This window comes from Streptomyces sp. NRRL B-3229, from assembly GCF_000719505.1.
GTDB lineage: Bacteria > Actinomycetota > Actinomycetes > Streptomycetales > Streptomycetaceae > Streptomyces > Streptomyces griseorubiginosus.
In genome coordinates this window covers 9,805-34,911 of sequence record NZ_JOGP01000039.1, presented here as the reverse complement: position 1 = coordinate 34,911, position 25,107 = coordinate 9,805, and the positions used below count along the sequence as shown (strand labels likewise).

The window sequence follows — 25,107 nt, the reverse complement described above, 5'->3', positions numbered from 1 at the left end:
GACTGCTTGCTGGCCCTCAGGGGGTGTTGTGGCGGAGTCCGGGGCTGCCGTTGCAGCCGGAGCCGCTGTGTCGGGTGCGGGCTCGGCTTGAAGTGCGGGGGGGGGGGGGGGGCGGCCGGGGGCTGGGGTGGTGCTGGGTGAGGCGGGGGGTGTGTGGACAGGTGCAGGCGTGTCTAGGGCTGCCGGCGCCGGTTCCGGCTGTGGTTCCGAGGGCGTGGTGGGTGCAGCGGTCGCTTGACTGCTTGCTGGCCCTCAGGGGGTGTTGTGGCGGAGTCCGGGGCTGCCGTTGCAGCCGGAGCCGCTGTGTCGGGTGCGGGCTCGGCTTGAAGTGCGGGCGGGATGGGGGTGCCGTCCGCGGCTGCGGCGAGCAGTACGGCGACGGGGGTCTTGTGGCGGCACAGCACTTGAGGGTGACCCTCCGCGCCGTACCGGATCAGATCCCCGAGCCTTTTTCGGGCGTCCACGAAGCTGTGGGTGGGGGCTTGGGTGAGGTCCCAGCCCAGTTCGGCTGCGTGGGCGGGGGTGGTCAGCAGTGCATGGTGCGGGCCACGTGTCAGGGGCGTGGGGTGCCCTTCGATGGCGGCGTTGATCAGCTGCTTGAGTGTGCTGCGGGCCTCGTGCAGCGTCGCCGGGCCGGTGCGCGCCAGGGCGTGTGGTGTTTCCGCGTCAGGGTCGGTGGAGGTTGTTCCCAGCTCGCCCAACGGGCCCTCAACTGACTCGGGTTGACTGTCCTCGCCGTGTCGGCGGCTGGCGTCTTCGGAGGCTGTCTTGGCCGCTGCGGATGGTGTGGGAGGTGTCGGGAAACTCAGGGGCCAGTTGCCCGCCCAGCGCGGAGCCTGGTCGGACGGCTCCGTCGAGGCTGCAGGCGGAGCAGCGTGGGCGGGGTTGTCCGGCACGGCAGCACCGGAAGACGCCTCACCGGCGGTATGGGATGAACGCGAGGAGGACACCCGGGGACTCCAAGAGCAGAAGCGGCAAGCGGGTTGCGAGGGGAAGGTCGGGCAGTCGGCTCGGCAGCGGCCGCCAGCAGATGCGGAACGATCGCGCCGCCAAAAATGTAACGCTGCCGCCCAGTCTAGCTGACGGTACATAATATTGGCCGAGGTTATGTAACGCCAGGGTTGGAGTCGCGGGTGATCACGCCCGATCCTGCCAGGGAGGATCGGTGGCGCTGGGCGGAAGACGGTAGGCCGGTAGAGCTGTCAGGCGCGATCGGCAACCTGTCCCGTGGGGGTGGCGCGCTCCGCCAAGGCCTTCAGCTGGGCTCGGAAGGCGGCCTGCTCAGCGGCCCGTGCTTGCCTCTGGGCCTCGTCCTCCGGCTCATCGTCGCCCTCGGGTTCGTCGTAGTCCTCGTACAGCCAGTCGTCCGAGGTCTGCTGCTGGAACGCCCTTTCGCGCATCCGTTCCTCGTAGTCCTCGTACGTCTCGTCCGGATAGATCTGCCCGGTACGGCGCTTGATCTCCTCGTCGCGCTCGCGGCGTTCGAGGTACTCCTGCACGGCCGGGTCGGCGTCCGCGCACGCGTACCCTCCCCCTCGCCGGGGCGGCTCGGGCGGTCGCCGGCGGTCCTCGATGCGGTCGAGGACCGCGTGCCACTGGGCGGCGTCCGCGACGCTCACGTCGAAGGCTTTCAGGAGCGCGGACAGCTGCTCTCGGCTGGGCAGGACCTTCCCGTTGAGGATCAGGTGGGCTGTCGAACGCGGTACACGGTGCCCGTCGGCCTTGGTCGCCTTCTCGATGGCGCTGTAAGAGGGCCGGCCGGCCCGCAGGCGCAGCCGCGTCAGTTCCTGGCCCAGGGAGGCGGGGGTGCGGACCTGCCGGGTCCGTCGGCCGCGGCCGGCCAGGTGCGGGCGGGCCTTCTCGATCGCAGCTGCCTTCCACAGGCTCAGGGCTGTCGCTTCCCGCCGCTGCGTGGAGTGGCTGCCGGGGTCGCCGGCAGCGCGGGCGTAGGCGAGGACAGTCTCGAGCGGGGGCAGGTGGGTGCCGCGGGCGACCTGGCTGAGGGTGGAGGCTCCGCGGTACCCGGGCGCGTTCGGTGGGCCGGTGCGCTCGGACAGGGTGGCGTAGGTGGTACGGGTCTCGTCCTTGAGCTGACGCAGGTAGGCGGCCAGGGCCCGCAGCCGGGGGCTGGTGCCGACGGCGACAGGTTTGGTGGGGCGGCCCATCGTCACCGGCTGCGGCGGCGGGAGGGCTTGGCGACGTCGCTGGAGCGGCGGCCGGTGATCAGGTCGGCCACTGCGGCGGCCACCACGACCAGCGCGGCCGGGACGGGCCGGTTGCCGGCGGCCAGTCCGGCCGATGCCAGGACGACCACGACGATGACCACGACCTCGGGGATGCCCAGCCGACTCGACTGGGTGCGGGCAGGGAGGTGGCTGGCGCAGAACGCCGGCGGCTCGGGGCTGGCGGCGGGCAGGGGAAAGGCGGACATGAGCAGCTCCAGGAAGGTAGAGGTGAGGCACCCAACCCCGGTGATTCGGGAAGGGATCGGTGCGAGGCGTATCCCGCCGTCGATGCCTCAAGGTTCCCTCGCCGACGCTCTCAAGGCCAGCCTGATCGGCGCCCGTTCAGGCTGACGTGTTCACCGTCGTGAAACGCAGGTACGTCGTTCGTCCCTGCTCAGACCACCTGGAAAATCGGGTTGACCCGAACCCGTCCAGGGCCTGCACCGTCCCTGGTGCAGCTGGCCGAGAGGCGCGTGAAGCGAAATTCCCGACTCCGGACACGAGGTCGAGTGGGCAACAAGGGCGTCTGGTTCCCGTTCTTCGGCCGGCGGCAGTCGGCCCGGGTGGGTGACGGAGAGCGGAGTACATATCCGCTTTCGGGGTGCAGAGAGAGTGGCTGCGACAATGAAGTACCGCAGGGGGCGGGTGGGGCGACTTCGCTGTAGGTGAGGGTGCAGGCCTCTTTGTGTGAAGGGGGAACGTGGGGGCGTGGTTTGAGCGCATGGCGGCTGTCCCTGGCCTTGCCTTTGCCGGGAGCCCGGGTGTCATGCGGGAGGCGCTGCCGGGCGCAGGGGTTCGTCCGGACGAGTCGTACGGCTCGCCGATGTGGCCGACCGCCGAGGGGAGTACGTCTGCGACACCGGCCAGCGGGCATGTGCCGTTCGACGCGCGCGGCGCTGAGCTGATCGCCCGTGTCTGGGAGGCGCTGGAGCTTCCGGGCTCGGCCAGGGACTACCACTTTGTTCTGCAGAGCGCGGTCGATCGGCTGTGGAGTACACGTCGTGCGGAGCCTGGCGCCCTCGCCGCGCTTGAGGTGTTCGCCCTGCTGGACTTGGAGTTGATGGAAGCAATCCCGCACGCGGTGTCCTTCGACACTACTGATGCTCCGGCGGCGTTTGTGCGGGTGTCCTCGGTGCCACGGTTGATCGGCCTGCTGGAACGCGAGGGCGCCTTCACGGAAGCACTTGAGCTGGCGCGGCGGTTGGCCCGTTTCGGGCAGGGCGAGGATGTGGCGGCCCGGCTGTCGGAGAAAGCCCAGGCGCTGGTTGCCGAGGCTGCGGCACAGGGGGGATCGTCATGAGTGCGGGCCTGGAGCGACTGATCCCAGCTGCCTCCTACTTGGAGGAGGCGTTCTTGCGGTGGGTGCTCACGCCGGCCGTGGACGCGTCGATCGTTGCACAGGTGCACAGCCAGCACCCGGTCACCGTCAACGAGCGCACTTACCGGCTGGACTACCTGATCGCGGGTGAGGCGCTGCAGTTGGCCGTCGAGCTCGACGGGTTCGCCTTCCACAGTGACCGGGCCGCGTTCACCTACGACCGGCTGCGACAGAACGATCTGGCCGCGACCGGCCTGACGGTGCTGCGGTTCTCCTACGATGCGGTGCGTACGGACACGGCGCGCTGTGTGGCCCAGTTGCAGGCGATGCTGAGGCAGGATCCGCTCCTGGCGCCGCTGGTGACTGCCGTGCCGCGCATCGGGATCCCGGACATGGCCGGCGATCCGATGCGGGCCGCCGATCCGCCTGGCGGTGCCGAACTGCCTTCAGGCGGGGCGTACTTCGCCGGTGTGCGGGCCAGGGTGGACCGGGCGCCGCTGCGGGAGTGCCAGGACGAGGCGTTGGCCGCGTTGGCGAACTACTACGCCTCCGGCGGCCGGCATGCGGCTGCGGTGATGGCGGTGGGGTCGGGCAAGACGGCCCTGGGGGTGGCGGCCGCGTTGTCGTTCAGCCGACGGCGGGCGCTGGTGGTGACCCCGGGCTCGGTCATCCGCGGCACCTTCGCCAAGGCCCTCGATCCGGGGATACCGGGCAACGTCCTGTATGGGCTGGCGGGCGGGCCGCTGCTGCCCGGTGCCCGTCCGCCGGCCACGCTCGTCCTGGACGCGGACGACGGGCAGATCAGCCAGGTCAGCCGTGAGCGGCTCCTGGCCGCGGACATCCTGGTCACCAACTTCCATGCGCTAGGCACGGGCGACAGTGACGGGGACCTGCTGGCCAAGCTGGAGCCGGAGGACATCGACTTCATCGTCGTCGACGAGGCGCACATCGCGGCCAGCGCCTCCTACCAGCGGCTGTTCGCCCACTTCCAGGGTGCGCGCACACTGCTGATGTCGGCGTGCTTCCAGCGTTTGGACGGCAAGCCGATCGACGCCGATGTCGTCTACCGCTACCGGCTGGTCGACTCCGTCGCGGACGGGTCGGCGAAGAACCTGCGGGTGCACCGGTTCGCTCCCGAGGTGGCGTCGACGGTGTATGAGGCGGTGTGGCCGGACGGGCGGCGCGAGCAGATCGTGGGCCGTGATGCTTTGCTGGCCACGCTGGGCGACGAGCGGAAGATGGCACGCATCACCGCACAGTCCGAGGCGCCGATCCGCCAGGTGATGGCCGTGACGCGGGCGTGTCTGGATGCACAGGCCAAGCTGCTGGCGCCAGTCAAGCCGAGGGTGCTGTTCGCGGCGATGGGCCAGGCGCATGCTGAACAGATCGCGCGGATCGCCGAGGAGTACGGGATCCCCAGTGCCACGCTGCACCACAGCATGCCCGCCTCCGCGATCGCCTCCACCCGGCGGCGCTTCGAGTCCGACGCCGGAGATCTGCAGGGCATCGTGCAGCTGCGGATGCTCGGCCAGGGCTACGACTTCCCGCCCATCACCGTGGTCGTGCCGCTGCGCCCCTATGGCAGCTTCGGCGAGTTCTACCAGTTCGTCGGCCGCGGTGTCCGCGTCCTGCGCCAGACCGCGGTGGCTGCCGGCCAGCAGTACCTGGACGTGGTCTGCCATGCCGAACTCGGCCTGGAGGAGCATCTGGAGGCCATGTGCGCGGACAACGACATGGATCCCGCTGTGCTCCTGGATGTCCCGCTGATCGACGCCACCACCATGGAAGGGGATCTCCCCGGCCCCGGCGGCGCCGCGGAGGGGGCCGGCGGGGGTCTGGGCGGGGTGGACGCGTTCGTGCTGTACGAGCGCGGACGCGTCGAGCAGCGCGTGGTGCACGAGCTGGACCGTGTGGAGGCCCGAAGAACGGAGCGGGAAATGCAGCTGATGGCCCAGCGCTACGCCGTCTATGCGCAGAACACCGCTGCCCCGGTGCCGTTTGAGCAGTTCGTCGAAACCATGCGGAGGCTGACCGGTGGCCAGTGACCCGACACGCTGGTGGCAGCCGGCCGTGGAATGCAGTCCCGAGCAGGCGCTCACCCTGGAGCGGGCGGCCGGGCAGCAGCAACGGTTCGCCGACATCGACGCCCTGGCGGCCAGACTGCTGGCCGCAGGGCTCGCCGGACGGCCGGTGGCCACCGTCGTCCCCGGCCGAGGACGCCACACGCCGGACACCGCCAAGGTGACGGCCCTCACCCGGGAAGAGGAAGTCTTCTGCACCAACGCCTTCGGGGTCCAGGAGCAGCAGCGGCTCGGCGCGTGGTACCTGCCCCAGAAACTCTCGCTCAAGGCAGGGGCAGTCAATCTGCCGTATCTGCTGCGGGAACGCCCTGGCCACGCTCTGACACTGGCCGCCGATGACACCGCCCGCCTCACCGCTGTGGAGGACTGGGACACGGTGCTGCTGTGGGCGCTGCTGGTGCCGCTGTTCGAGACACTGCTTCAGCCCATCCGGCTGCGGGCGGCAGGAGAGATCTTCCCGCGCACAGAACAGCAGCGGTTCTGGACACTCATCGAGGAGCGTTACCGGCTGCTGGGCATCGACGAGAGCGCGCTGGAAGCCTTCCGCTTCGGCGGCGGCTGGCACCAGCTGGACCGTGCGGGACAGCAGCAGGCCCGCCTTCGTTTGCTGGACACCCTTGCCGCCGCCGACCTCGTGCAGCTTGCCGCACGTCACCGGATCCAGCGGTTGCAAGGGCTGATGGCTGGTTTCGCCAAGAAGGCCAGGACGGGAACAGCCCTGGCGCGCCGGGTGCTCACCAAAGAGCTGCAGCCGGTCGTCTCCGCGTACTTCGGGGGCGACTGGCTGGCGGTGCTGGATTACCTTCAGGCTCCCCCTCACCCGGATGAGGAGATCATCACCGCTCTGCCCGAGCCTCGTCTGTACGTCGGCATGGCCACGCAGACGGCCGGCATGGCAGCCGAGGCGGGCATCGCGGAGGACGAGGTCCATGCGATGCTCGCGGCCTTCCTCGGCGGCGGCAGTTCTCTGTCTCCAGTGGAGGAGCGGGCTGCGGCCCTGCGCGGCTGGTGGGCGGGCTTCGACCAGGCGCATGCCGGCCAGTCACGGGGAATGCCGTCGTTGTGGGGGCTGGTCGATCAGGATCTAATGAGTCTGAACCGGACCGAGCAGGGGTACACCCCTCAGTTGTACCGGCAGCGTCTGCCCGCCGATGTCCTGGAACGGGTGGGGCGGCTGTGGGAGACGGTGACGCTTGCGCGGTATCCCGGCAGCATCGTCAGCAACCCGCGCCCGCACCAGACCATGGCCGAAGCCCTCGGTCCCGCGGCCGAGTTCTGGCACGGCGTGGGCCTGACCGCCTGGTTCGTGTGCGAAGGTCCCTACTCCCGCACCACCTTGGACCGTGTCGACCGCTACTACAGCAGGCCGCTGGCCGCCCTGCGCGCGGCCGGATGCCCGGTCGACACCGCCTTCTTCCGCGAACTGCAAGCCGCCGAACAACTCCTGGGGCCGGAGGAGGAGATCACGGACAGCGAGGACAGTACGGTCGAGACCCCGTACGGGCAGGTGACGTTCACCTCCAGCATGAGTCACGGCGCCCGCCGGGACGGCTTCGAGCGGGTACGGGATCTCATCACACGGCACCGGCGGGCCTGGGCCGAGCAGTATCTCGGTGCCTACGTGGAGGGCCGCTGGCGCTCCCAGTTGGAGGAGGTCGCCCACCAGCATCACCGCTTCGTCGCCGCCAAGGGGCGTCCCCCCACCCTGCCCCAGTTCGCGCGGTTCGCGACCACGGCAGCCAACCACTGGACGGGCGGCGACCTGGGGGCGCTGTACACGGCCATCGGCGAGCCGACGCCATCCCAACAGGAGCGGCCTACCCGCCTACTGACTGAGGACGGCTACGACTTCGCCCGCCGGGTGTACCAGGAGCTGGGCGGCAAGCCCGTCGACCACGACACCTGGGTGAACAACCCGGAAGAAACCCAACGGCAGTGGCAGCTCAGCCGCCTGGCCACCGAGAGCCTGCGCCACCTCCAGCTGCAGGAAGCACTCGGGCAGCCGCCGACCGCCAAGGAGTTCGGCGCCCAGCGTCTGACCTGGCCCTGGCCAGGCGAGGAAACCGAAGGCTGGCCCATCCTCGAGCGCGTCCTTGCAACGCTGACCCGTGCCAGCCTGGCCCCGGCCACTACCCGCTCCCTCACCAGCCCGCTACCCGGCGAGGAGAGCGGCACCCTGCAACTGCGGACGAGGGGAGCCAACGCAGCCATCCGTACCGAGCCGACGACGGTCCGCGTCACCTGCACCGGCGCACCCGTTGACGTGTCCGCTGTACTCCTCACCCGCAACGGCAAGGTACGCAGCGACCACGACCTCGTCTTCTACAACCACCCCAGTCACGACGGGGTCAGCGTCGGCGGGGACACTGTCACCGCCGACCTGGGCCTCATCCCTGACGACATCGCAACCATCGCCGTCATCGTCAGCATCGACCTCGAGGCCCAACCCGCCGCAGTCTTCGACCATCACACCCAGTGGCAAGCAGACATCACCCAGCCCTCCCGCACCCAACTGGCCTTCACACCTGACCCCTTCTCCTCGGGTGAGACCGTCACCATCGCGGTGGAGCTCTATCGCCACACGACCGGATGGAAGGCCCGTGCCGTCGGGCAGGGCTACGACACCGGGCTGGCGGGCCTGGCCACCGACTACGGCATCGACGTCGAAGCCTGACGCCCCCTGTCTGGTACGCGAAGCCGTCGACGACCAGGTAAGTGCGGCCGCCGCCGATCTCGCGTGCGAGAGCCGCTGCTGGTGCCCAACCTTCCAGGTGTTCCCGGGCCAGCTGGATCTTGCACACACGATCTCCCCTTGGGTTTCCGTTCCGTCCCGGTACGTCAGGGAGGTTAGGGTGACCGCGACGCGCACCATGGGGGGTGCCAAGTGAGCAAGGCACGCTGGAGGTGAGCATGGGGCTGCGCCCGACACACCTTGGCTACGCTTACCAGGACCTGCTCACCGCGCTGCGGCTTGTGGATCTGGCGGTGGGACGTGCGAATTCCCTGCTGGTCGACACGAAGATGTTCACCGGGGACCGATTTGATGACATCACGTGCGAGTGGGGCACCGGCAGCCGCGAGCGGTTGCAGATTAAGCACACGGATTATGACCGCGCGTTGTCGCTGGAGAGTTTTACGAAGGACAAGCGAGGCCTACGCCTGGATCTGCTCTTCTCCTCTATGGACCACGACTTCACCTCGGATCCGGGTGCCTCGCACCGCCTGGTGGTGCGCGACATGGAGCCGGAGGATCCCGAGCTGACCCGGGTGCTGCGCCCGGTCCACGCGAGCACCGATCCCGGGCCTGCACTGCACGGCCTGAGCAGCAAACGGTTCCGTTTCGACGCCGCTGCGCTGCGTGCACACGCTCCGTGGAAGGAGATGCTCGCCCAGGTCAGTGATGACCTGCTCAACCGCGCTTGCGCCTCCCTGGTCGTCGACACGGATCTTCCGGCGTGTTCGCTCAACATCCGCGAGCCCGGGCCAGCCGAGGCGGCCTTGCTGCACCGCATCACCGAAGAACTCGGTGCCGGACGGCCGCCGAACCGGCACCGCACGCCCGAGGAGGTGGCGCTGGCCCTGATCGAGGCGGCCAAAGCGGCGCGCAGCCGGGCGGGGACCGTGATGGTCGAGGACCTGCTTCCTCGTCTGAGTTTGGAAGTCGACTTCGGAGCGGTCCGTGAGGGGCACCCCGTGGACCGTGCCACCGAGGTGAGACGTCCTACGGTGCTCACGGGCGTGGTCGCGGCTGTGAAGGATGCTGCGCAGCAGGGGGGTGTCGTGGTGGTCACCGGTGCTCCCGGCATCGGCAAGTCGTGGTTGTGTGAGCAGCTCGGGGATGCGCTGCGGGAGACCTGGCTGGCGGTGCGGCATCACTGCTGGCTCGGCGCTGCGGACATCGACCGTGAGCAGCGTGTGCTGACCGAGGTCGTGATCGGCAGCCTGCTGAAGCAGCTGGGGACGGCCGTTCCGGAGGCGCTGGCGCAGGTCAGGCCACGCTACGCGGCCACGCCGGAGACGCTCACGGCCGCGGTTACTGCCGCGCGCGGCCTGGCACCGGACCGGCCGATCGCGCTGATCGTGGACGGTATCGACCATGTCAGCCGGGTTCTTGGATCCACCACCGGCAGCGCCTTTCGTCCGCGAGTGGACCCGGCGGCCTCTCTGGTCGCGGACCTCTGCGCCCTGGAACTGCCGCCCGGTGTCGTGCTCGTCCTGGCCAGTCAGCCCGGCCCTCACCTCGAGGCCGTCGACGACGGTGCCTCCCGTCTCACGGTTGCCCCGCTCAACCGCGCCGAACTGCATGCTCTGGCGGACCGTCTGGGCGTGTTGACGGCCTTGGCGTCCTCCTCTGCCGGTGAGGGGCTCGATCCCGCTGCGCGGGCGGAGGCCGCGGTCGCACTGATCGAGGAGCGCTCTCGTGGCAACGCCCTGTACGCCACGTATTTGTGCCGGCAGGCCGTTGGTCCTGCCCCGGGCCTGGGAGCGGCGCTGGCGCCGGATGGTGCCGGCGATCCTCTGGAGAGGTTGCGGGCGGTGCCGTCGTCGGCGCATGACCTCGACGACTACTACGCTTATCTGCTGGCCGGTCTGACCCCCGGGCAGCGTTCTGCTGTCAGCATGCTCGCGGTCTGCGACTTCGCTGTGAGTGCGTCGGAGCTCGAGGAGATTTTCCCGCTGCCCGGAATGCAGCTTGGTGCCGCGCTGACCAGTGTGGCACCGATCGTCGCGCAGCAGCCGGGTATCGGCGGACTGAAGATCCATCATGAGAGCTTCAGCCGCTTCATCCGCCGGGTCGACGGCGACGACAGGTGGGTCGATCAGGTCCGGTCCCGGGCGGCCGATTGGTTGTCCCAGCGGGGCTTCTTCACCGATCCCCGCGCGTTCCGGCACGTGCCCGAACTGCTGGCCGCTCTGGGGCGCGATGACGAACTCGCTCTGCTAATCGAACCCGATTTCCTCTCCCGCGCGATTGCCGGGCTGCAGCCTCCTCAGGCCATCGTCCACACTCTGACTGTTGCCGCGCGGCGTGCGGCGGTCCGCAACGACTGGCCCACACTGGTGCGCTGCGTCGAACTGAGCCGGGCGCGGGCGACGTATGAGGACGAAGGCCTGCCGGGTTCCCTGGTGCCGTATGCGGATGTGCTGGTGGCGCTGGTGGGAGCCGACCGCGTGGCGGCAAGCCTGATGTACGAGGGTGTGACCACGATGGCGGCGCGGTGGGGCCTGCAGCTGTGTGCGGCGGTCGACCGGGCCGGCTGTGCCGCCCCGTGGGAGGCGTACCTGACGGCCTGGGACAAGGCACGCAAGGATGAGCGTGTCCACTACGGATCCGAGAGCGATGAGTCGGTGTTCCTGGCGGAGTTGCGCGGACGGATCCGGTTGCCAGCCCGGGCTGCTGACGATGTCGAGCTCGGGCAGGTCCCGCGTACGCTCGCGCAGCGGGTGGCCCGGTTCCTCGACCAGGAGGCTCTGACGTCGCCTGAGGATGTGCTGGGTGTGCTGTTGGACTGTCTGGGTCCAGAGCCGTTGCTCGAGAGCGCGGAGCTCATCGAGCAGCCCGACCGGCGCGCGGCCCTTTTGCTGCACCTTGCGGATGCCCATGGCACGGCGGGCGGCGCGCTGCCGTCTGCCCGCGCGCTGGCCACCGCGGCCTGGGCCAGCGGGCCGTGCGACCCGCGGCGCCTGCTCCGCCATGGTGTGGCAGTGTCGGACCTTGCCGAGGAGCTCTTTTCCGGGGACATCGCCGCGGTTCTCGCGAAAGCAACACAGGATGTACTGACCGATCGTGCCAGTGGCCTGTCCGGCCCGGTGAACAGGTGGCTGACACTGCTGGCCGTGGCCCATGCAGCCGATCCGCAGGCGCTCGCCCGACTGCTCCCACTCCTGGACGGCGTTGGCTTCTACCGTGCCTGGCTGCGCTTCACCCTTGCCACCGTCGGCCTGCACCGCGACGTCGAGGCGGGCATCCTCACAGCCGAAACCGCGTCCGCCACCGTGCGTGTCGCGCTCGAACAACTTGCCCAGCATGCACACGCGTTCACGGGCAGCCCCCGGGCTTGCGATCTTGCGGACATCCACCGGCAGGTGCGGCAGGTGTTGCACGACGCCGTCGCCCTGCTGCGCGGCGATGATGTCGCTGTGGGCATCGCCTTCCTGCAAGCCGTCAGCGAGGGCACCACCACCTCTCTCATGGGCATGGCCGGAACCGGCCCGCTGATCACCACGGAGCTGGTGTCCCTGCTCGCCGGGAGCGTCGGTCAGGCAGGGGCCGACGTCGTGCACGAGCTCATGCGCACGTTGCGCGGAGCGCAAGCCGAGCGCCGTGCTCTGTATGCGGAGGACGCCGACTTCGAGCTTGAGATGGCCCGCGTGAGTCTCGCCTGCGACGACCCGCACGAGGCGCAGCGGTGCTGGGAGCGTGCCGCCCGCTACATGGGGGCCTATGGCGGTCACAAGGACATCACCATCGAGGAGCTGCTGGATCCGCTGCCTCAGCTCATGCAGGCCGATCCCGTTCAGGCGCAGGTGCGTCTGGCGCGTGCGCAGCCTCTTGTCTATCTCGTCGCGGACTGCACCGACGGGCGGGGCACGGCGGGAACGCCGCAGGAGTGGTGGCGTTTCCTTGCGCGCCTGGATCCGCGGGGTGCCGCGCAGTTGGGCGCCCAGGTGCTGCTGGCCGAGTCCGGGCTGCCCGATGGCCGGGTGAGCGCGGCCCACCGGCAGCTGCTGGCCACGCAGGCTGACACGGCCGACCCCGTCGTCCTGACCGCGCTCCGCATCGCCGCTGGACCCGATGGCCGCAGTATCCGGCAGGACGTTGCTCTGCTCACCAGGCTTGCTGACCTGCCCGGCGACGACGCGGCCCGCGCATCGCGTCTCCTGCCGGTGCTGGCCAATGCGATCACCTCCACCTACGACGACCAGACACTGATCGCCGCATCGCAGGCTGCCGGGGACGAGCCCACTTCTGCGCTGCGCACAGCAGCACAGCGTTGTGGCGGTGAGGGCGGCTTGCCCTGGGCGCCCCGCCCCGTGCCCAACAACACCTCACGTGACTGGTTCGGCCCCGAGAAGCACCCCACCACAGACGCGTATCTGCACGCCCAGCAGCGCCCGACGCTGCCAGTAGGTGCTGCTGGCGCGCTTGCTGCGGTCCGTGACCGCACCAGCAAGGCATACGATGCCCCCTCGGGCCCACGGTGGTCGAGGGATGCCCTGGCCAATGCGGTCGGGTGGCGGCTCTTGGAGGTCATCGACGGTCAGGGAGCAGACGCAGCCGCCCAGTTCCTGCACCGGATCGCCGACGAGATGAACGCCTCCAACCCTCTTGAGCTGCTGGCCGACCTCGCCTCGGGGCTCCGCTTGCGCCAGGACAGCGATCCTGGTGTCTTCGGCCCTCTCGCCGCCACGGCGGGCATGCTCGCCTACACCAAGATGCGAGGCGGCGGCGGATGGCGTTCCTTCGGCGGCAATGACCGGCTGGATCTGTGGCAGCAGGCGCACTCCGCGGACCCGGCCACCGCAGCCCGCAACCTCGCAGACCAGGTGGCCCAGGCCGTCGCCGAGGCGTCCTACAGCCGCACTATCGGTGTCAGCTTGGCCCTGGTCTCGGCGTTCGCTGTTCAGCCCCCGCTCGCTTCACCCCCGGCTGTCAGCGCTTTCGCCTGCTGGGATGCGGCGTATGGCGTCATCGCCCACCGTCTGCCGGGCCGTGCCCGTCTCGGCCAGGGTGCCTACCACCCGGTGCCGGAGCAGGCGACCCAACACGACATCGACACCGCACTGTGCGAACTTGCGTTGGCCACGATTGCCCTGCCCGAACGCGGCGATAAGCGCCGCGCCCTGATCGCAGCGACGGTTCTGCTGGCCAGCCGTTCCGGCCAGGCGCAGGCAGCCCTGGCACGCGTCCTCTCCTTCGACCTCGGAGCTGGCCCCCTGACCTGGCTCCTGACCGTCCTACAAGGACACCTGCCCGACGGACCTCTGGATGCCGCCCTTCTCGAACAGCTCGTCACGCTGTGCGGCAGTGACGTGCTGTCCGTCCGTGCCGATGCGTCCGCCATCCTGGCCCGCGCTGGCCACCAGGCGCCCGCCCCTGCGGCAACGGCAGCTCATCCGACACTCGCACGCGCCATCGCCGCCGCCCTCTCCCCCAGCGAGGACAGCGCATGAACAACCCTCGGGAGTTCGCAACCCACCTCGTCGACCACTACCTGGGCGACCGCCTAAACGCCGCCGGCAGTCCGGCCGGGCTCCGCGAGACCGTCATCGATCTCGTGATCGATGCTCTTCCGGACGTCGAGACGCTCATGCGCATGCAGCTGGACCTTCTGACCAACGGACGCCGCAGCCAGCTTCCCGACGCCTATCTCGCCGATCAGGCCGCCGCCGAAGACGCCCTGCAACGCGCTGCCGCCGGCCTGCGTGCCGCGCTTGCCCAAGCGGGACATCTCGGCAACGCCCAGAATTTCGAACGCGGCGCGGCCGCGCGACTGCGCGATGACCCCCGCGCGGCCCTGCGTGCCGAATTTGCCCGCATTCCCCGCCCTCTGACTCGTCCCGAGGCCCTGGCGTGGTCGCTTGATCCAGCACCGTGGTTCAGTGAGAGCCATCAAGCGGACAAGCCCTGGCCGCCTTCCGGCTTCGCTTCGGTCGCGGGCCTGCGGTCCCTGCCGGGAAACGCCATGGCCTTTGCTCGCGTGGATGAAGGTCCGCACGAGGGCTGGGTGCAGATCGGCTTGTTCGAGCGGCAGCGCACTCCTGCACGCCGATACCCGGATCAGCCCGCCCGCCAACTGCAGATCGCCGTCGGCCTGGAGGCCCTCGACGACGACCCGCCGCCCGGCACACTACCCGCCCGCCAGGCCTCCTGGCAGCTGTGGACCAGCCCGTGGCGGCGCCTGGGACTCGGCCTTACAACCGAGTCAGCAGCCGAGCACATCAGTGCCGCAGACCAGGCCTTGACGGCCCTCACTGACGCTGGAACCGCTGGCCTGATCGATACGCCTCGCCCTCGCACCCTGAGCGGCCTCGGCCTGCCCGTCTACGTACTCGCACCCGCAGCCAGCGTCGTGGCCGCACTCGGCCTTGAACCCACAGAGGGGATCTGCGGGTTCAGCCTCAGCGACGCCACCGGTGAGGCACTGATCTGCCGCCAGTGGCACGGCCACCTCGTCCACGACGGAAACTACGAACCACTCCTGCCCGCGGTCGCGGGAGCTGATCTACTCATCCGGCCCGACCTGTTCGCCCGGCTGCACGACACGATCGGCGCCGCGCGCTGCCGAGCCGGCGTCAACGTCCACCACGAGTCAGCCGACGACACCCTCGACGACGAGGACTGAGGGCGCCCCAGCGACGACGCTCCCATCAACCCGCCTTCATGTGGCAGGCGTGCGCGGCGACCTACTCATCCGCGCCGGCGACGGGGCTGTGCCTGAGCGTAGATGGTGTGCTGGGTCAGGTGGGCGAGGACTGCGTGATTAGCCTCCCAGCCGTCGGCGATCTTGGAGGCGGCTCCGGGGTGTGCGGGGTCGTTGGAGGGGTGGGCGTCGAGGAGTTCGGCGATGCCGGCGCGGGCCACGACGATGCAGGCGTGGCGGTGGCGTGAGGTGAGGACGCACAGGCGGCCGGCTTCCAGGTGGAAGGCGGAGGCGTCGCCGCGGCCGGAGAGGGGGTGCAGGACGATGGTGACGCGGAATTCGCAGCCTTGGAGCCGGTTGGCGGTGTCGACGGTGACGCCGTGCAGTTGGGGGTAGTGGCGGGCCAGGAGCGCGCGGATGTCGTGGGCCTGGCTGCGGTGGGCGGTGCCGATGGCGATGTCACCGGGCTGCAGGGCGTGGCCTTCGGGGTTTGCCTCGCAGGTGGTGATGGCGCGTCGGGTCAGCAGCCGGTCGGCGATGCCGAGGGTGGTGTGGAAGGCTTCGGCGTCGTGCTGGCCGGTGATGCGGGCCGGTAGTTCGAACAGTGCCCATCCGGTTCGGGCGGCGTGTTCGATGACCTCGTCGGTGGGGGTGCGGATGTCGAGAGGGGAGAACGTGAGGGTGCGGTCGGCTTCACTGCTTCCGGCGTGGAAGGTCGTGGAGGGGTAGAAGGCGTTGCTGATCGGGGGGACGGCTGAGGGCGGCAGGCGCCAGGACATGGGCAGGGAGTGGACGGGCAGGTCGCGGTTGTTGGCGAGCAGGACGGCGACCGCGCTGTTCATGGGGTCGTGGGACAGGCCGTGGAAGCGGTCGGTTGCGACCTCGGAAAAGGGGTCGAGTTGGCCGGGGTCTCCGACGAAGAGGGCCCGTTCGAAGATGCCGGCGGTCCACAAAAGCGTGTCGGAGCGCATCTGGTAGGCCTCGTCGATGATCGCCCATGGCCATCGGCGGTCGGTGACCGTGGCCCATTTCATGGCGGTTCCCACGATGACGTCGGCCGTCTTTTCGAGGGCTTCGATGCGGGTGCCGATGCGGATGCCGGGATGTGCCTGCAGGTCGTGCGGGACTGTGTAATCCGTTGCGGTGAGCCGGGCGGTTCTCAGGTGCGGGTGGTGCCGGGCGAATCGCCGCACGAGGTGGTCGACCTGGCTGTTGGTCTGGGCGATGACGGGGCAGGGGGTGCTGGATTGCGCGAGGGTGTCGGCGGCTCGGGCGACCAGGGTGGATTTGCCGGCGCCGGGCGGGGAGTCCACGACGAGTCCGCGGTGGGTGAGCGTGGGCAGTTGCTCCAGGACGGCGCGGGCGGCCTGGTCCATCTGCTGCTGCGGCGACGTCCGGTGAGGTGGTGTCACTGTTCTTCCTCGCCCTCGCCCTCGTCCTCGTTGCTGTGGTCCGGCTGGTCGGCGGGAGGCCCGCCGTGGGTCCAGGGTGTCTGCTCTCGTGCGGGGAATTCGGGCATCCGGTAGGGGGCGGGTGCGATGGTGAAGACGAGGAAGGCGCCGGCGTCGGGAAGGACGGCGTGGTTGGGGCGGTCCATGGTGCCCATGCCGGCGGTGATCTCAAGTTCGACGAGAGTGTCGCCGTCGGCCGGGGTGACCTCGCAGATCTTGTAGCGGGCGCTGCGGTAGGTGTGGCAGGCCAGGAGCTGACCGGGTTCCATCGGCACGGGGTCCGGGGTGGACACGGTGAGCCGGGGCCGCCATTGGGTACGTCCACTGGGGCCGCGCAGGGTGTGTTCCGCGTCGATGGTGGTGACGGTGCCGCCGAAGGCTTTGCCGGTGGTGCGCAGTTCTGCCCGTACGAAGGGGTCGTCGGCGGTGCGTTCGGCGGCGAAGGCGACGGCTGCGTGTTCCATGCGGGCCAGGCGGACGGCGGCGGCAATGGCATTGTCGCGGGCCGGACGGGGGCGTCCGTCCTGGGTCAGGTAGATGCATTCGTCGGTGAATACGGTGCGTTCGTGGTCCCAGCGGCGTGCAGTGCTCTTGGCTTCCGGGAGGGCCTGCAGGAGCGTGTAGGCCTGCCACATCAAATCCCAGGTGGGCTGCAGGTAGGTGGCCAGCAGACGGTCGAGTTCTTGCAGGGTGCGGGTCTGCTCGTGGTCCAGGGCCCGGCGCCGGGCGCGGGCATAGGCGTCGAACAGGGGCGCCAGGTGGTCGTTGTCGAAGGGGGCGTCGGTGGCTGGTCCCGCCGGGCGGTGGGTGGCCGGGTCTTCTGCCTCCAGTGCGGCGTCGCGTCCCGAGGCTGCGTGGCGGGGCGGGTCGATCCAGGCCAGCAGGGTGGCCAGGTCCTCGTCCTCGAGGGGGCTTTGGCCGCTGATCCAGTGCATGCCGAGGAAACTGGTCATGGGGATGAGGGCGGCTGAGCCGGGGAGGTCGGCGCGGTCGGTGAGATAGGTGAGCCAGTGTCCCAGGCACTGGACGGCCCGGGAGCCGGGAGCCTGGTCGTCGACGCTGCGGAACCTCAGGTCGTCTCCGAGGTCTTTCAGGTGCTGCACGGTCTGGGGGTTGGGGACGAGGATCTGGGGGGGGCGTCGGTGTAGCGCCAGCGTGCCGGCTTGTTGTTGGTGGCGGGCAGGTGTTCGCGGTGCCGCTGGCAGGCGTTGATGTAGGCGGTGACCGTGTCTGCCAGGGCGGCGAGCATGGGGGCGGTGCTGCCCGAGGGCGGCGCGACCAGGAGCTGGGGGCGGTGCGGGTCGGTGCCCAGCATGACGGCCAGCGGTCGTGCGGCGGGGCCGGTTTGCTTCAGCGCCAGCAGCATCAGCGGCTGGTCGCTGAGGTGGAGGTGGCGCAGTTGGCTGGCGCGTTGGGCGTTGCCGGTGTGGGCGGCGCGCATCCGAAGGAGGGAGGTGAGCTGGATCATGCGGTGTCCGTGTGGAGGTCTGCGTGGATGCTCTGTGCGTGGCGCAGGGCCTGGGTGATGTCTTGCTGGTCCCGTGAGGGGTGCATGCGTCCGTCAGTGAGGTCCAGGGCTTTGGCGATGGTGTCGATTCCCGCGAGGTCGTCGCGGACTGCGGTGCCCAGGGCAGCGGTCCTGCCCTGGTTGAGGGCCTCGGTGCGGCAGTGAAAGGCCAGGTCGCAGTGGTGGCGGCAGCCAGGGGTGTAGTGCGGCCGCACGGTGACGAGTGCGGCAACGAGTTCACCGCGGGGCCGGGTCGGTCTCTGGTCGGGGCCGGGCGCCAGGTCGAAGGTGGTGCCCGGGGGAAGGTTGTCCAGCAGTTCGGGCAGGCGCCTCAGCCTGCCGAGGTGGCGGCTCAGGTTCTTGATCTGCTTGTGCGCGCTGAAGGGCGTGGCGGTGGGGTGGCGGGTGAAGTTGCGCGGGTTGACCAGGATCACGGTGTCGGAGACACGGTCTGGCGGGAGGCCGTCGCCGGCGAGGAGTTCCCGCAGAGCCAGGACGTAGGCGGCGGCCTGGGTCAGTGCTGCGGTGGCCTTGACGGGGTCGGGCTGTCCGTGGATGACGGGGAAGGATTTGATCTCGACGACGTGGAAGACCCCGTCGAGCTGGAAGGCGATGACGTCGGGCTCGAGGTAGACCTGGTGGCCGGCGACGGTCAGACGCAGTACGGGGTGGTCGAGCAGGGTGCGGGGCTTCGACCTGCGGTGTGCTGCGCTGAGGATGAGGGAGCGGGTGCGGGCGTGGCGTAGTTGCGGGGAAGACTTGTCGTCATCGCTGCCGACGCTGTTGACGTCCTCATAGGACACCTCGGGCAGGGTCAGGCCCAGGGCTTTGCGGAGCAGCGGCACCAGGGGGGCTCCGGCCTGGGCAGTGACCTTGCGTTCGAAGGCGATGCCGTAGTCGAGCGCGAGCTGGGATTTTCTCAGCGGCCGCGGGAGGTCCAGATGGGCGGCGAGGGCGTCTTTGTCGATGCCGGCCGCGTCCAGCAGGGAGCGGCGGTCGCAGGTCGGGTTGGCGGTCAGCGCCGCCAGGGTGCGTGCGTTGTGCGGGATGGGCGGGGCGGTTCCGCGCAATGCGCCCAGTCGTGCGTCGAGCGAGCTCACTGTTTTCCTTGGCGGGACAGGGCACAGCCGTGCTGGTTGCAGGGGTGGGTTTACGAAGTACGGCGCAGGCGGGCGGTGTTGCGCAGGATATTGCCGAAGATCTGCTCCGCGTCGCCGAGTTGCTGGCGTGCCCGCTGGGCCGCTTCGGCGCGGGTGTCGGCGTCGTCGTCGGCGTGGATCGCCAGTTCCGCTGCGGCGGCCCGGCGCAGCGCGTCCAGGTCGAGCGGGCCCCGGGGGGTGTCGCCGTGGATGTTGCGGCTGTAGTGCAGCAGGAGCTGTTGGACGGGCTGCGGCATCCCGGCCTCGCCAGCGAGGTGTTCGGCGGCGTCCGCGAGCCGCAGGGCCGATGTGAGGAAGTGGACGCGCTGGGTGAGCGGTCCCACCAGGCGCTGCTCCAGTGGCCAGGTGCTCAGGGCGAGCAGCGCGCGGGCCGGTGAGAGCAGGTCGGAGGTCAGCGCGGGGCAGATGTAGTAGGCGCGGCCGTAGGGGGCGGAGCGGAAGGAGCGTTCCTCGTCGCGGCGCAGGGTGGTCATGCGTGCCGTGTTCAGCGGGCTGGAGAAGAACGCCTGGTGGACCTGGCTGAGCAGTTTGGGCGAGGCGGGGACGGTGAGGAGGGCCAGCGCCTGGTGGACCTGGTCGCGTACGGGCACGCCCTGGTTCGGCTCGACGACTGCCAGCGCGGGCTCGGGCCGGGTCTCTGGCTGGACCTCCGGCTGGGCCACCTCCGGGACATCACTGAGCCCGCACAACACATTCCAGGCGTGCCGGGTGCGTGTCAGCTCCTCACCCAGGACGTTCACTTGGGCGTTGTCCTGTTGTGTGAGCGCCTGCCGGAGCGCCTCTTGCAGCTGTTGCATGCGCTTCTCGAGTGCGACCAGATGCTCGTCCATGCCCGCATGCTAGCAGTCACTCGGGGCTTCCAGTTTTACTCCAGGTATTTGCGAAGAGCGGCATGTGAGGGGCCCGGTCGCGCAGGGGTGCGTCCCGCTGGGGTTCGGTGACCGTCGGCGCGGACTCCGGCCGGACCGCTTCCGGGGCGCCACTGAGCCCGCACAGAACATCCCAGGCATGTTGAGCGCGTGTCAATTCCGCACCCAGAACGCGTACTTGGCAAGTATCGTGTTGCGTGAGCGCCTGCCGGACCGCCTCCTGCAGTTGCTGCATGCGCTCCTCGAGAGCGATCAGATGCTCGTCCATGCCGGGATGCTAGCAGTCACTCGGGACGCCCAGTTTTGCTCCAGTTATTTTGGTGTACAGTCCCGGGCTCATAAGGCACCACCGGTGCCCTCCTACGCCTCGCTTCCAGAAGGGCGCATGAAGGCATGAGCAGACTGCTCCACACCTCCGACTGGCATCTGGGCCACATCCTGCACGGGCATCCACGCGACGAGGACTTCGACGCCGTCCTTGCCGAGGTCGTGGCCATCGCCCAGGAGAGCCAGCCGGACCTGATCGTCCACAGCGGCGATCTGTTCCACTCCTCCCGTCCCACCGTCCGGGACATGTTCCGCGCCATGCGCGCCCTGCGCGAACTCGCCGCCATCGCCCCCACCGTGGTCGTGGCCGGCAACCACGACTCCCCCCACTACCTGGAGTTCCTCCACTTCATGACCGGTCCCTCCTGCGGCCGGGGCCTGTTCTTCGTCGACCGGCTCCGCCCGGCACACGACGGGGGCGTGATGACCTTCGAGGCCTGCGGCGGTGAGCAGCGCATCCGGCTGGCTGTCCTGCCCTTCGTGCACCCGAACCGGTTCTGGCGGCGCGATTCCACCTCCGGCACGTCGTATGCCGACTACGCCGAGGCGATGCGCGGCCTGCAGGGGGAACTGACGGAGGCCTTGCACGAGGGGTACGACCCCGACCGGGACATTCTGCTGTTCACGGCCCACGTGTTCGTCAAAGGCGCCAGGACCTCCCCGAGCGAACGGGCCGTGGACGAGGCCTTCGAGACCCCTCCCGAAGATCTTCCGGTGGTGTCGTACGCCGCTCTCGGACACATCCACCGCCCGCAGGCCATCGAGGGCCTGAAGTTCGCCGCCCGCTACGCGGGCAGCCCGCTGGCCATGGACTTCGGTGAAGCCGACGAGACCAAGAGCGTCGTGATCGTCGACGCCGACCCGGGGCGGCCGGTGCGGGTGCTGCCGCGCCGGCTCTCCAGCGGCCGGCTGCTGACCCACTTCACCGGAACCCTCGAGGAACTGAAGGCCGCGGCCGACCAGTACGACGGGACCTTCCTCAAACCGGTGATCACCGGCGAGGAGCCCGACGGGCTCCTCAGCCAGAAGATCGCCGAGATCGTCCCGAACGCGATCCTCATCAACCCGGCCCCGGCCCGGGAAGATGCCCCAGGCGCCGTCCTGGACGGTGACCTGGGCGATGAGCCGGAACTCCCCGACGCGTTCCGGGCCTACCTGGCCCGTGAGGGAGTGGACGCAGATGCCGCGGAGTCGACCGTCACCGCCTTCCTCCACCTGCTCAACGAACTCGACGACGAGACGCTGCCCCCGGTCCCGGCCGAGGAACAGCTGCGCGCCGCGCTGGAAAATCCCTGGAAGGAGGCGTCATGAAGCCCTTGCGGCTCACCCTCACGGGCGTGCGCAGCTACGCCGGCACCTGCAGCATCGACTTCACCGGTAAGCGCCTGCTCGCCATCCTGGGCAACACCGGCGTGGGCAAGTCCACCATCCTCGAGGCGATCATCTTCGCCCTGTACGGGACGTGTTCGTGGTCCAAGGACCCCAAGGCCGCCTACGAGCTGATCGGCAAGGGATGCCCCAGCATGGACGTGGCGTTCGAGTTCTCGGCGAACGGCCGCGAGTGGAGTGTGCGCCGCACCCTGCATGCGGAAGGCAAGAAGGGGCCGCAGGCCGTGCTCGAGCCCCTGGCCGACGACAGCGCCGACTTGCGGGTCGACGGCAAGTCCGCGGTGACGCAGGCGGTGACCCGGATCATCGGGCTGGACTGGGACGGCTTTGTCAGCACGGTCCTGCTGCGCCAGGGGAAGTTCGACGCCCTCCTCAAGGCCCCCAGGGCCATGCGTGCCGACATCCTGCGGCACATCTTCGGCATCAACGAGCTCGAGCGTGTACGCAAACGGGCCGGCGTGCGACTGGAGCGCCTGAATACGCAGATCACCGAGGGAACCAGGGCCCGCGCGCTTCTCCTGCCGGATCCTCATGCTGCCGCTTCCCAGGCGCTGCTGGATCTGGAACGCACCCGGGGTATCGCGGCCCGCCGGCGCGAGCGACTGGATGCGCTGCGCGCGGCCCAGAGCCGGGCCGTCGAGCACAAGCACCGCAAGACGGGCTTGGACAAAGCGGCGCGGCTGCTGCGTGAGCGCGCTGTTGCGGATTCGAGCATCACGATGGCCGCGCTGGCGCGGAAGAAGAGGGAACTCGATGCCGAGGCAGCAGAGCAGGAGACCACCGGACGCGACTTGGCCGCGAAGCTGGAGGCGGCGCAGGGCGCGCTGGATACGGCCGCACAGGCCGGTGACACGCTCCGCTCCCTGTCCAGCGCGTTCGCTGTCCTGTCCCGCCTGCCGGAGCGTGCAGCCGGCCTGGACGCCGTCGAACAGCGGCTGAAGCAGGAGCAGCTTCAGCATGACGAGCACGAACAGGAGCACACGCAGGCACGACAGGAACTGGAAGAGCACGAGCATCGCAACGCGGCCCTCGTCAAGGCCGCCGGCCGGGCCGAGCGCATGGTGAGCGAGGCGCGCACGCACACCGACCAGGTCCAGGAGGCCGTCCGGGCAGCGCTGCAGGAGGCCAACGCCGCGGCCGGGCATCTGCAGACACAGCGCGCGACGCTCGAGACGGTGGAGGAACAGCGCGGCCACAGCGCCGGCCTGGAGAGCGACCTGAAGAAGCTGCGCGGCGCTCTGGAAGCGGCCCAGGACGACCTCGCAGCGCTGCAGCGCAGGGAGGCGGCCCACGCGGCGGGTGCCGGTCTGGCGCCCGGGGACGCCTGCACGGTGTGCACCCAGCCCGTCCCCAGCGACTTCGCTCCCCCGCCGCTGTTGGACGGCAAGGCACTTACTCAGGCCAAACGCAAGGTCACCACACGCTCGAACGCCGTCGAAGCGGCGGTGGAGGCCAAGGCTGAAGCGGCCGCCCAGCTGAAGGGAACCGAGCGGAAGATCGAAAAGCACCGCCGCGGACACCTGGCCGCCCGCGAGCGCATGGACGCGGCGCTGCTCCAGGTGCAGGAGCTGGTGGATGCGGTACACCCGGCCGGTGCTCCCGCCACGGCCACCGCCCTGGACGCGCTGGGCCGGCAGACGACGGCTCAGGCGCATGCCCTCGCCGAGGGCGAACCAGTAGGCCGGGCGCAGATCACCCGTGCGGTCAAAGCACTTACCCAGCCGCTGCGCGACGCAGAGGGTGAGGCCCTCGCGGCCCACACAAGCGCCCAGGCGCAGTTGGGGGCGGCGCAGGCCGAGAACGAGGCGGCCCGGGCCGAGCTCAAGCGTCAGCGCGGCCGCCTGCAGCGTGAACGCAAACGGCTGGACAAGACCCGGCTGCAGTACGAGACCGAGCTGGCGAGTGTGCTGACGGAGGTCAGCGAACTGCCGCCCTCCATCCACCCCGCCCAGCCCTCCCCATCACAACTGCCCTCCCTGCAGGACATCGCCTCCGCTAAGGAGGCGGCCGGCCAGCGCCTCGAACGGCTCGAGCAAAGGACACTGGAGCGTGACGACGCCCAGAAGGCCCTCACGCTGCACAGCGAAAACCTGCAGGCCCTGGACGCACGCCGCCGGCGCACCGTCGAGACCCCCACACGCAAGCTCATCAAACAGCTGGAGCGCTGGGCGGACACGGCCACCGATGCCACAGGCCTTCTCGAGGCCGAGGCGTCCCCCGACCTGCCTCCCGTTCCGGACGCAGGCGACTTGGCCGCCGTCGACACCTACTGCATGGCCCTCGCCTCGCTGCATCAGCGTCTGACCGGCACTCTCGGGCAGGCCGCTCAGCACGCCGACGACGAGGTCCGCGCATTCGAGAAGGAGCTGATCCGCCAAGCCGGCGCCACCGCCGACGAGACGGACCCGGACCCCGGCTTCCCGGTGCCCGAGAAGAGCGACCTGCTCGCCCCCGCCGTCCTCGACCCGCTCAGCCGCAAGACCATCCAAGCCGAAGGCGCGCACGAGACGGCCAAGGCCGATCTGCGCACCGCACAGTCCCAAATCCCCTACGCCGACGCGCTGGGCACCGCCCTCGAAGCCGCCAGCCGGCAGGCCGCGGTGTGGAAGAGCGTGAGCGACCAGCTCACCGACGGGAAGTTCCTCACCTATCTCACCGATCAGCGCACCCATGCGCTGCTCAGGCACGGCAGCAGGATCCTCCGGCAGATCTCCATGGGTGACTACGCATTCACCGATGACTTCCAGATCCTTGAACGCGCCACCAATCACGCGCGCGACCCGGAGACCCTCTCCGGCGAAGAGACCTTCCAGAGCTCCCTCGCGCTGGCGCTGGCGCTCGTCGAACTCCACAACACCAGCCACAACAAGCTGGAAAGCCTGTTCCTGGACGAAGGTTTCGGCTCTCTGGACAACATCCGCCTGGGCGACACCCTCGCCGTCCTGAGCGACAGCGTGGCCCAGGACAAGAGGGTCATCGTCATCAGCCACCTGTTCCCGGTGGCCGAGGTCGTCGACAACGTCTTACTCATCAACAAAACCGGCCAGGGCTCCACGGCCGCCTGGCTCACACCGCAACAACGCACCGCAGCCATCCACGACGGGATCCAGCGCCTGCTGGAAAACACCTGAGCAGTACCAAACCGGCCACCACAGTCGCCGAGGAGCCCATCTCCCAGTCCCCGAACAGCCTCTTCGGGTGCCGGTGGCTCCGCGTTGCGGTGACCGGCAGGCCCGGTACTTCCTTCCCGGCGCATCACAGGGCGCCCCTGCATGCCTGCGGCCGGCGCTGACAAGAACTGGCTCAGCGCCGACCGCAGCCGTCCACCCGACGGCGCCGCAGCAGGGCGGCCGGGCCGGGTCCTCCCCGGTATCCCGGCGCACGAGTGCTCCTCGGGCAGCCGGGCTGTGAGGAA

The 25,107-nt window shown here is 69.6% G+C and carries 15 protein-coding genes; 7 read left to right on the top strand and 8 right to left on the bottom strand.

Translation table 11 applies throughout. The features are described 5' to 3' along the window. Positions 1–1,202: 1,202 nt before the first annotated feature. Complete coding sequence (locus tag IF54_RS0137390) at positions 1,203–2,165, bottom strand: helix-turn-helix domain-containing protein (RefSeq protein ID WP_030327107.1); 963 nt, start codon at positions 2,163–2,165, stop codon at positions 1,203–1,205. Positions 2,166–2,167: 2 nt separating this feature from the next. Further along, positions 2,168–2,431, bottom strand: coding sequence for a hypothetical protein (locus tag IF54_RS0137385; RefSeq protein ID WP_030327106.1), 264 nt, complete (start codon positions 2,429–2,431; stop codon positions 2,168–2,170). Positions 2,432–2,991: 560 nt separating this feature from the next. Between IF54_RS0137385 and IF54_RS0137380 the strand changes: the two genes are divergently transcribed. The 5 genes from IF54_RS0137380 (at position 2,992) to IF54_RS42870 (ending at position 14,971) form a co-directional block, all read left to right on the top strand. Continuing rightward, positions 2,992–3,525, top strand: a complete 534-nt coding sequence (locus tag IF54_RS0137380) for a hypothetical protein (RefSeq protein WP_234439155.1) — start codon at positions 2,992–2,994, stop codon at positions 3,523–3,525. Between the two features lie 62 nt (positions 3,526–3,587). Next, the gene (locus IF54_RS0137375; protein ID WP_234439157.1) at positions 3,588–5,588 is read left to right on the top strand and encodes a DEAD/DEAH box helicase family protein; all 2,001 of its coding nucleotides are present in this window, start codon (positions 3,588–3,590) and stop codon (positions 5,586–5,588) included. Further along, entirely contained in the window at positions 5,578–8,298 is a 2,721-nt protein-coding gene (locus tag IF54_RS0137370; protein WP_030327101.1) for a TerD family protein, read from the top strand. Before IF54_RS0137375 ends, IF54_RS0137370 begins: the two co-directional genes overlap by 11 nt. Before the next feature lie 236 nt (positions 8,299–8,534). Continuing rightward, the gene (locus IF54_RS0137365; protein ID WP_030327100.1) at positions 8,535–13,799 is read left to right on the top strand and encodes an AAA family ATPase; all 5,265 of its coding nucleotides are present in this window, start codon (positions 8,535–8,537) and stop codon (positions 13,797–13,799) included. After that, the gene (locus tag IF54_RS42870; RefSeq protein ID WP_144316957.1) at positions 13,796–14,971 is read left to right on the top strand and encodes a hypothetical protein; all 1,176 of its coding nucleotides are present in this window, start codon (positions 13,796–13,798) and stop codon (positions 14,969–14,971) included. Before IF54_RS0137365 ends, IF54_RS42870 begins: the two co-directional genes overlap by 4 nt. A 65-nt stretch (positions 14,972–15,036) precedes the next feature. On the opposite strand, the gene IF54_RS0137350 is transcribed toward IF54_RS42870, so the two are convergent. Genes IF54_RS0137350 through IF54_RS42865 form a run of 6 tightly spaced genes read right to left on the bottom strand, consistent with a single transcriptional unit; the run spans position 15,037 to position 20,244 of the window. Further along, complete coding sequence (locus tag IF54_RS0137350) at positions 15,037–16,401, bottom strand: AAA domain-containing protein (RefSeq protein ID WP_030327095.1); 1,365 nt, start codon at positions 16,399–16,401, stop codon at positions 15,037–15,039. Continuing rightward, a complete protein-coding gene (locus tag IF54_RS40075; RefSeq protein ID WP_051735686.1) occupies positions 16,398–17,543 on the bottom strand; it encodes a hypothetical protein in 1,146 nt (381 codons plus the stop codon). Before IF54_RS40075 ends, IF54_RS0137350 begins: the two co-directional genes overlap by 4 nt. Beyond that, a complete protein-coding gene (locus tag IF54_RS41815) occupies positions 17,531–17,908 on the bottom strand; it encodes a hypothetical protein (protein WP_051735685.1) in 378 nt (125 codons plus the stop codon). The genes IF54_RS40075 and IF54_RS41815 overlap by 13 nt, the downstream gene beginning before the upstream one ends. Beyond that, the gene (locus tag IF54_RS0137340) at positions 17,905–19,047 is read right to left on the bottom strand and encodes a hypothetical protein (RefSeq protein WP_030327094.1); all 1,143 of its coding nucleotides are present in this window, start codon (positions 19,045–19,047) and stop codon (positions 17,905–17,907) included. The genes IF54_RS41815 and IF54_RS0137340 overlap by 4 nt, the downstream gene beginning before the upstream one ends. Positions 19,048–19,097: 50 nt before the next feature. Beyond that, positions 19,098–19,937: a hypothetical protein gene (locus IF54_RS0137335; protein WP_030327093.1), complete on the bottom strand. Its 840-nt coding sequence runs from the start codon at positions 19,935–19,937 to the stop codon at positions 19,098–19,100. Positions 19,938–19,953: 16 nt separating this feature from the next. Beyond that, positions 19,954–20,244: a hypothetical protein gene (locus IF54_RS42865; protein WP_159002287.1), complete on the bottom strand. Its 291-nt coding sequence runs from the start codon at positions 20,242–20,244 to the stop codon at positions 19,954–19,956. Positions 20,245–20,369: 125 nt separating this feature from the next. Here IF54_RS42865 and IF54_RS0137325 point away from each other — a divergent pair, with 125 nt between their 5' ends. Together IF54_RS0137325 and IF54_RS0137320 are read left to right on the top strand one after the other, a co-directional pair. Beyond that, a complete protein-coding gene (locus IF54_RS0137325; protein ID WP_030327090.1) occupies positions 20,370–21,614 on the top strand; it encodes a metallophosphoesterase family protein in 1,245 nt (414 codons plus the stop codon). Continuing rightward, on the top strand, positions 21,611–24,823 hold the full coding sequence (locus tag IF54_RS0137320) for an AAA family ATPase (protein ID WP_030327088.1): 3,213 nt from the start codon (positions 21,611–21,613) through the stop codon (positions 24,821–24,823). The genes IF54_RS0137325 and IF54_RS0137320 overlap by 4 nt, the downstream gene beginning before the upstream one ends. Positions 24,824–25,107 lie beyond the last annotated feature (284 nt).

Coding starts and splice junctions, on each gene's coding strand:
- IF54_RS0137385 (WP_030327106.1), bottom strand. CDS start 2,431: ATGTCCGCCTTTCCCCTGCCCGCCGCCAGCCCCGAGCCGCCGGCGTTC.
- IF54_RS0137320 (WP_030327088.1), top strand. CDS start 21,611: ATGAAGCCCTTGCGGCTCACCCTCACGGGCGTGCGCAGCTACGCCGGC.
- IF54_RS0137335 (WP_030327093.1), bottom strand. CDS start 19,937: ATGGACGAGCATCTGGTCGCACTCGAGAAGCGCATGCAACAGCTGCAA.
- IF54_RS42870 (WP_144316957.1), top strand. CDS start 13,796: ATGAACAACCCTCGGGAGTTCGCAACCCACCTCGTCGACCACTACCTG.
- IF54_RS41815 (WP_051735685.1), bottom strand. CDS start 17,908: ATGATCCAGCTCACCTCCCTCCTTCGGATGCGCGCCGCCCACACCGGC.
- IF54_RS0137325 (WP_030327090.1), top strand. CDS start 20,370: ATGAGCAGACTGCTCCACACCTCCGACTGGCATCTGGGCCACATCCTG.
- IF54_RS0137380 (WP_234439155.1), top strand. CDS start 2,992: ATGCGGGAGGCGCTGCCGGGCGCAGGGGTTCGTCCGGACGAGTCGTAC.
- IF54_RS0137390 (WP_030327107.1), bottom strand. CDS start 2,165: ATGGGCCGCCCCACCAAACCTGTCGCCGTCGGCACCAGCCCCCGGCTG.
- IF54_RS0137365 (WP_030327100.1), top strand. CDS start 8,535: ATGGGGCTGCGCCCGACACACCTTGGCTACGCTTACCAGGACCTGCTC.
- IF54_RS42865 (WP_159002287.1), bottom strand. CDS start 20,244: ATGGACGAGCATCTGATCGCTCTCGAGGAGCGCATGCAGCAACTGCAG.